The 7,451-nt window shown below is 43.3% G+C and carries 7 protein-coding genes; 3 read left to right on the top strand and 4 right to left on the bottom strand.

The window, feature by feature from the left end:
- Window positions 1-187: 187 nt before the first annotated feature.
- Both ACED46_RS13025 and ACED46_RS13020 read right to left on the bottom strand, forming a co-directional pair.
- Window positions 188-949 carry a YdcF family protein gene (locus ACED46_RS13025; RefSeq protein ID WP_017065514.1) on the bottom strand — a complete coding sequence of 254 codons (762 nt, stop codon included), beginning with the start codon at window positions 947-949 and terminating at the stop codon, window positions 188-190.
- A 366-nt stretch (window positions 950-1,315) separates the two neighbouring features.
- Window positions 1,316-2,200 carry a LysR family transcriptional regulator gene (locus ACED46_RS13020; protein WP_371721629.1) on the bottom strand — a complete coding sequence of 295 codons (885 nt, stop codon included), beginning with the start codon at window positions 2,198-2,200 and terminating at the stop codon, window positions 1,316-1,318.
- Window positions 2,201-2,332: 132 nt separating this feature from the next.
- On the opposite strand from ACED46_RS13020, the gene ACED46_RS13015 reads away from it, so the two are divergent.
- A complete protein-coding gene (locus ACED46_RS13015; protein WP_371721628.1) occupies window positions 2,333-3,343 on the top strand; it encodes an aldo/keto reductase family oxidoreductase in 1,011 nt (336 codons plus the stop codon).
- 9 nt (window positions 3,344-3,352) lie between these two features.
- On the top strand, window positions 3,353-3,745 hold the full coding sequence (locus ACED46_RS13010) for a heme-binding protein (RefSeq protein ID WP_017066157.1): 393 nt from the start codon (window positions 3,353-3,355) through the stop codon (window positions 3,743-3,745).
- 111 nt (window positions 3,746-3,856) lie between these two features.
- Here ACED46_RS13010 and ACED46_RS13005 read toward each other — a convergent pair whose 3' ends face one another.
- Together ACED46_RS13005 and ACED46_RS13000 are read right to left on the bottom strand one after the other, a co-directional pair.
- Entirely contained in the window at window positions 3,857-5,230 is a 1,374-nt protein-coding gene (locus tag ACED46_RS13005; protein WP_371721627.1) for an L-cystine transporter, read from the bottom strand.
- A gap of 184 nt (window positions 5,231-5,414) precedes the next feature.
- The gene (locus tag ACED46_RS13000) at window positions 5,415-6,110 is read right to left on the bottom strand and encodes an NAD-dependent epimerase/dehydratase family protein (protein ID WP_371721626.1); all 696 of its coding nucleotides are present in this window, start codon (window positions 6,108-6,110) and stop codon (window positions 5,415-5,417) included.
- A 717-nt stretch (window positions 6,111-6,827) separates the two neighbouring features.
- On the opposite strand from ACED46_RS13000, the gene ACED46_RS12995 reads away from it, so the two are divergent.
- The gene (locus ACED46_RS12995) at window positions 6,828-7,439 is read left to right on the top strand and encodes a flavin reductase family protein (protein WP_371721625.1); all 612 of its coding nucleotides are present in this window, start codon (window positions 6,828-6,830) and stop codon (window positions 7,437-7,439) included.
- Window positions 7,440-7,451 lie beyond the last annotated feature (12 nt).

The following is a 7,451-nucleotide window of genomic DNA, read 5'->3' as shown; positions in this document are numbered from 1 at the left end:
TTGTGGATTTAGCACTATTAGATCATATTTGTTAACAAAGTGCGATCCCGCCCTGTAAAGGAGGGGGAAGTACTGAGTAAGCCAAATAAGGAGGGATGTTGTGATAAGCAAGATCGAAAAATGCAGCCAACAACCGTTCGATTGCTGCTGCATTTTTTATTGTTCGAGTTAACTTAATTGGAAGAGATTAAGCATCACCTGGTTTTTCGCGTTTGCTGTTCCAACCCATAAAGTTGTAAATGTTGTAACGAGCAAAGCCAATCTGTTCATGCAAAGCAAAATCTGTGACCGCAAAGTTGTACCACAATGGCAACCATGAAATTTGAGCAGCCATATAGTCGGCTCTCACTGGAATAACATTCAAGCCGAAGTGGTTGAAGTAGAGCTCGCTACGACGAATATGTAGGCCAGATGAAACCAACACAATGTTGTCGAATTTATGATGCTTCATTAGGTCACTAGTGAGCTGAGCGTTCTTCCAAGTGTTGACGCTATTTGGCTCTTGAATGATGTCACCCATCGGAACGCCAAGTCTCAGCAATTGTTGCTGATAAACTTCTGCTTCGGCAACACCGTTATTTTGTGCATCGCCACCACTGATGATCACTTTGCATGTGGTTTGGGTTTTGGCGCAATCTTTATATTGGCTGGCGGTTTCACTGATTCGGCCAAAAGAGAAAAAGGCTGGCTCGAACTCTTGCGTGCTTTTAATTAACTGCGTTCCCGCACCCAGAAGAACAATGGCGTTATTGTCAGACCATTGGATATCAGGCTTATTTTCGTAATCGGCTTGCAGATCGTTCAGTAAATAACGAGGAATTAAACCTGAACCAATCAGCACAAATGACGATATAAGAACAAGAGATAAAAACAGAGAGGTTTTTCGCCACTGAAGTAAACGTGTAAAGCCTACGAATAGCAGAAGAAGTAATAATATAATAAAGCTCATGAGGATCCTGTTATCGAACTGGTGCCAAGATGATGTGACATACTGAAGCGGTGCATCATATATCAGTTATGTTAATCATTCATAGGTAACTCATTGTATTATTGAACAAATGCACGATTTCTTTCTATCAAGAACAATCATCGATGAGAGCATTCGAAAAATCGCTTTATTATTGTTCGATAATCCCATTTTAAATATAGGCATATAAATCAAGAGGGTTATTTAAACCTTATTTCGTGTTATTTGATTTATCTGTTCATCGGTTTCCGTTTCTTCAACTCGTTAACTCAGCTTTCATATTCTTAAACTACCAAATCTTCAAGCTCTTAAATGATCGAGCTCTCCAGTTTTCAAGATCTTAAACTATCAAGCTCTCAAGTTTTCAAAGTAATGCTGAACAAATTTAACGAACACTTGGTGTTTCTTTGCCGGATAAATAACTTGCGGATAGAACAGATAAATACTGTTGCCTTGTTGCAGACATTCATCAGGCAGCACTCGCTCTAATTCTCCCAGTTCGACCTCTTTCGCAACGTAGTAACTTGCAATACGGATGATGCCACTGCCTGCCATAGCTTGTTGCTTAAGCAGGTGGTTGTCATTACTTGAAAGCCAGCCGGACACATCAATATTTACCGATTTTAAAGGCCACTCGGTTTGGTGCAGAGTTGCTAAGCATTGATGATCACTTAAGTCACTCACATTGGTAGGGCGACCAAATTGGTTAAGATAACCGGGAGTCGCGACTAAATCATGTTGATAGCTAATCAAGTGTTTCGCCACCATGTTGTCAGGTGGCGTATTGGTGGCACGAAACGCGATATCGATATCATCTTGATTGAGATTAAAGTTGGTGTAGCTACTGTTTATCTCGAAACGAATCTCAGGGTATTGCTGCCTAAACTGTTGGCAGATATCGAATAGATATACCTCAGTAAACATCTTTGGCGCAGTGAGGCGTAATAGGCCTTTGACGATGTCGTGTTGCTCAGAAACACTGCGTTCAAGCTGTAAGACTTGCGAGCGAATCGTTAAGCCTTGTTGTAACGCGCGTTCGCCTTCTTGGGTTAAACGAACACTGCGAGTGGTTCTGACCAAAAGCGGGCACTGTAAATCGTTCTCTAAACGTTTGATCTGTTCAGAAAGGTAGCTCTTAGAGATACCGAGCTTTTCGGCTGCCTTGGTAAAGTTGAGTTGCTGAGCAAGTTCTACAAACAGGATCAGTCGTTCTATTATTTTGTGTTCGTTCATTCGCGCGTTCCTACCAATCTATTGTTCGTCATATCAAACAATCATTTCGTAACTAGCATATTCTGTTTTTTAAAAAGAACAATATGATAGAGGCATATTTCTGGTCAGCAAATCTTCTAAGCGAGAATCGATATGACGAACAGCACTGAATCTACAAACAAAACGAATGACAAAAAACGTATCCCATTATCAAATTATCTACCGAATGTTGGGCAAATTGCCTATGGCTGCATGGGGTTAGGTGGTGGCTGGAATGATAATCCAGTGACGAGTGCGGATGTTGCTCAAACACGAAGCGTAATCGGCACCGCACTAGAATCGGGCATTAACTTATTCGACCATGCGGATATCTATACCTTCAGCAAAGCTGAGCAAGCCTTTGGTCAAGCATTACAACAAGCGCCTGATCTGCGTGAACAGATGTTCATTCAATCTAAGTGTGGGATTCGTTTTGAAGGCGAGGGCAATGTTGGTCGTTATGATTTCTCGGCTGATTGGGTAGGCCAATCGGTAGACGGTATTCTCAATCGATTGAATACTGAAAAGCTTGATGTGCTGTTATTGCACCGCCCTGATCCTTTGATGGAACTCGATGAGCTAGCAAGAACGTTAGAGAACATAAAAGCGCAAGGTAAGGTCGATTATTTTGGTGTGTCGAACATGAACAGCCATCAAATTCAGTACCTGCAATCTGCGCTTGGGCAACCCATCGTCGCGAATCAAGTTGAGATGAGCTTAGCCAAATTGGATTGGTTGAATGATGGGGTGATGATTAACTCGCAAGGGCACCATCAATCAGACTTCGCCGCAGGCACTCTTGAACATTGCCAATTGAATAACATCCAACTGCAAGCTTGGGGCTGTTTGGCACAAGGCCGATTTGCTGAGCAAGGTTTGTATTCAGAACATGAAAACGTGAAAAAGACAGCGCACTACGTGGCTCAGTTAGCGAACCAATATGGCGTAGAAAGTGAAGCGATTGTGTTGGCATTTTTGCTTCGTCACCCTGCTCGTATCCAACCTGTAATTGGCACCACAAATCTAGAGCGAATCAAAGCTTCGGCAGTCGCGACTCAGATAAACCTGTCTCGTGAAGAGTGGTACAACCTATACGTGTACTCACGTGGTCAAGCACTGCCATAAGGAATGAATATGTTGAATCAAAAGATCGCGCAACAACTGGTGTCTAACGCTCTAGACATTGCTGAGCGTAATCAACAAGCAATCGCGGTGAGCGTGTGTGATACGCACGGTGAGTTACTGGCGTTTATTCGCATGGATAATGTGAGTGTTCAAGCCGGATTGTTAGCACAGAACAAAGCTTATACATCTGCAAGAGATAGACAGCCAAGCGGTAACTTAGGTGCTTGGGCGAGAGAAACTGGTAAAGACTTAAGTTACTGGACTGACCCAAAGATCACTGGCTTTAAAGGCGGTGTTCCCATTGAATTAAATGGGCAGGTGATTGGCGCTATTGGTGTCAGCGGATTAAGTGAAGACGACGATGAAGCACTTGCCGAAAAAGTCATTCAACTTGTGTTCTAAGCTGTTGCTCGTGAAGTAATGGAAGTTAGAAGTAACAGATAATAAAAAACCGATGCATGTGCATCGGTTTTTTGCTTAACGAGACCCAAGTGATTGAATCAATCGAACCCATTAAGCGTTCGCTTGTTCCAGATCTTGTTGCTTGTCTTTCTTACCCAATAGGCGGCTTGTGATCGTACCGTCTGTCATTGCACCAGATACGTTAAGCGCCGTACGTGCCATATCGATAAGTGGCTCGATAGAGATAAGCAGTGCTGCAATCGTTACAGGAAGGCCCATAGCAGGAAGTACGATAAGCGCCGCGAACGTTGCACCGCCACCTACGCCAGCAATACCGAATGAGCTCACTGTGATAATAGCAATCAGAGACAGAATGAAGTTGATGTCCATTGGGTCGATGCCAACTGTAGGCGCAACCATGACTGCTAGCATTGCAGGGTAGATACCCGCACAACCGTTTTGACCAATCGTCGCACCGAAAGAGGCAGACAGGTTAGCAATCGCTGGTGGCACGTTTAGCTTAGTGATTTGAGCTTCAACGTTCAGTGGAATTGTTGCTGCAGAACTACGAGACGTGAAAGCGAACGTCAGTACAGGCCAGATCTTTTGGAAGTACTCTTTCGGGTTTACACCAACAAAAGAAACCAACACACCGTGTACGACGAACATCAGTAGAATCGCAACGTAAGATGCAACGATGAAACCCAGTAGGCTGAGGATGTCAGAAGCACTTGATGTTGCAACTACCTTCGCCATTAACGCTGCGATGCCGTATGGCGTTAGTGCCATGATCATCTTAACTAAGCGCATAACGATAGATTGTGACGCTTCAACGAAAGTACGGATTGGAGATTCTAGTTCTTCTTTCTCTGCCATCACTTTACGAGCAGCGATGCCCGTTAGCACACCAAAGATAACAACCGCGATGATAGACGTAGAGCGAGCCCCCGTTAGGTCTGCAAATGGGTTAGTCGGAATAAAGCTGATCAGCATTTGTGGAATTGTTAGGTCTGAAACGCTACCGATGCGGCTTTCAAGTGTTGCGATACGTGCTGTTTCGCGAGCGCCTTCTGTTAAACCTTCAGCAGACAGGCCGAATGCTTGCGTTACAACAATACCAACAATCGCAGAAATCGCGGTTGTTGCTAACAGTACAGAAATGGTGATACCAGAAATCTTGCCCAGTGAGCCGCCTTTTTCAAGCTTCACTACTGCTGCAATCATTGAAACCAATACTAATGGCATGATCACCATTTTCAGTAGGCCAACATAACCACGGCCAACAATATTTACCCAGTCTAGTGTTTCGTTGATGACCGGATTGCCTTCACCAAATAACAGCTGTAGACCAAGACCAAATGCGCTACCAAATACTAAACCGAGTAAAACGAGGCGAGAAAGTGTGTTTTCTTTTTTCTGCTGTCCGTAGAGAAAAAAGAGGATACCAGTGAATACCGCTAAGGCAGCGATAGCTGAAAATGACATTTGTTTTCCTTATGAATAACTCTAAATCAATTAGGCACCTAGATGTATAGGTGTCAGTACTGCTGCTAAAATAACGTTCTGTTACAAAACGTAAAATAAGGAAAAGTAATTTATTAGAACGATTAGTAATATCCACTCAATGGTATGGGTGGATATTCAACATTGTGATGAATAGGTGAGCTTTTTAGCGATATTTTGCCAATAAATTGAGCATGTCACTTGAAGAGTAAATTTCGGTATTTTTGAAATTATTTTCGAATAATCGGAACAACATTGCCTTCGCGACGTCTTCCGCTTGAATAGGGCGTAGGTTTTTGAACTGACCAAACATAAAGGGAGAGACTAAAGGAAAGATGCTTTGCAGGAGTTTTTCATCGGCTCTTGGTTCATCACGTTCCCCAACCAGCGGCCCCGGACGTGCGATGAAAAGTTGCTTGAAGCCAATACGTTTTAAGTTTTGCTCCATTTGCCCTTTGCAACGAAGGTAGTGTGAATAAGAATCTGGTGAAGCGCCATAGCTAGAAACGACCGCTACGCGTTGAACCCCAAGAAACTTCATCGACTGTGCGACTTGGCTAACCAGTTCCACATCGATTTTGCGAAGCGCTTCTTTTGATCCTGCCTTTTTCTTAGTCGTACCTAAGCAGATAACGCCAAGATTAGGCGTCGCATTCGTGTCATCCCAACTGGTAACTTGCAGGTCGCTGTGAATGAGTGTGTGGAGCTTGTTGGAATCAAACTGTGAATCTAACGCTCGGCGAGATAGGGCATAGATATGATCAACGACGGGTTCATCGATGAGCAACTTCATCACATGATGACCAATTAACCCGGTTGCACCAGCCACCACGACCGATGTTTTGTCTCCAGAAATGCTCATTTTAATCCCTTCTTCACTCCACAAGTGCTTGTTTAATATAAACAGTGTTTGAATTTTAAGCGAATAAAAGTTTGTTAAACGAGTGGTCAGTAGTATGTGGGGAGTCGCCTGTTTATGGAAAAAGAGATGATTTAGTTTGGCTCGACGCATAAGTACGGTCTGAAGCATAAGTACGATATGAAACATAATGGCGGTGGGAAAGATAAATGCGGTTTGAAACTTAAGTTAGGCGTTAAACATAACAAAGCCCGCTGGGCGACGGGCTTTGTTACTTTTCTTGCTTCTTACTAGGTAAAGGACAGTGGGATTTTCCTTACCTTTTTGCTAGCTTTCTTACTTGATTTATTTGGTTTTCTTTTACTTGAATTTGGAATCATTACACCTCCTAAATCGTTGTTCTGTTTTGTCTTTCAATCGATTGTCTTTCTTCGTGTAGCGTCAGTGTTGTGGGCATTCACTGTATGGGTACTTATCAATGGAGAGATTAATAAGTAATTTAGTTAAGGCATAAACGATGCCAAAATGTAAGTTATTGATAAATCTATTATCAGCATTATTTGTGTTTTAGGGTTCGTCAATTTGACTGTCAATCTGAGAAAAACCAGTGTGATCTGTTTAAATTAAGAACACTCTCTGCGGTTTCTGCCACATAGCCATAGATACAGCCTTGCTTAACACGTAAACTGAGTCGTAATTCACATAGACCAAGGACGTGCTATGAACCTCAAGCTTGATACTCTTGCTCCCACTCAGATTTATCACCTGATGACACAAACCGTTGTTCCTCGCCCGATTGCGTGGGCATTGACGGAATCTTCTGACCAAGAGTACAACCTCGCGCCTTTCTCTTATTTCACGCCTGTTTCTAGTAATCCGCCGTTACTGATGTTATCGGTTGGGAAGAAGCCGTCCGGCGAAATCAAAGATACCACTCGTAATGCCCTAGAAACGGGTAAGCTAGTGATTCACATTGCTTCTTCAAGTTCTGCCGAAACCATGACGGCGACAGCAGCTACCCTTGAACATGGTGATTCGGAAGTCACCGCGAATAACATTGAGCTGGTTGAATTTGAAGGCTTCTCTTTACCGAGAGTGAAAGAGTGCGCGGTCGCTTTTGGCTGCACCTTATACGAAGTAAAAGAGGTTGGAGAGGTGCCACAAAGCCTCATCTTTGCTCAAGTCGAAACCGTGTACATTTCCGAAGACGTGATCGATAAAGAGAGTGAACGTCTTAAGATTGATGCGTTGGCATTGGACCCTTTGTCTCGCCTTGGTGGCGGTGAATACGCGACGCTTTCCAATGTGTTTTCTGTCGCACGCCCTAAGTAACAATCCTTAAGT

Origin of the sequence: Vibrio sp. 1S139 (assembly GCF_041439475.1) — a bacterium.
In the GTDB taxonomy this organism is placed as follows: Bacteria; Pseudomonadota; Gammaproteobacteria; order Enterobacterales; family Vibrionaceae; genus Vibrio; species Vibrio crassostreae_C.
This window is presented reverse-complemented; position numbering and strand designations above follow the sequence as displayed.

Coding starts and splice junctions, on each gene's coding strand:
- ACED46_RS13025 (WP_017065514.1), bottom strand. CDS start 949: ATGAGCTTTATTATATTATTACTTCTTCTGCTATTCGTAGGCTTTACA.
- ACED46_RS13020 (WP_371721629.1), bottom strand. CDS start 2,200: ATGAACGAACACAAAATAATAGAACGACTGATCCTGTTTGTAGAACTT.
- ACED46_RS13015 (WP_371721628.1), top strand. CDS start 2,333: ATGACGAACAGCACTGAATCTACAAACAAAACGAATGACAAAAAACGT.
- ACED46_RS13010 (WP_017066157.1), top strand. CDS start 3,353: ATGTTGAATCAAAAGATCGCGCAACAACTGGTGTCTAACGCTCTAGAC.
- ACED46_RS13005 (WP_371721627.1), bottom strand. CDS start 5,230: ATGTCATTTTCAGCTATCGCTGCCTTAGCGGTATTCACTGGTATCCTC.
- ACED46_RS13000 (WP_371721626.1), bottom strand. CDS start 6,110: ATGAGCATTTCTGGAGACAAAACATCGGTCGTGGTGGCTGGTGCAACC.
- ACED46_RS12995 (WP_371721625.1), top strand. CDS start 6,828: ATGAACCTCAAGCTTGATACTCTTGCTCCCACTCAGATTTATCACCTG.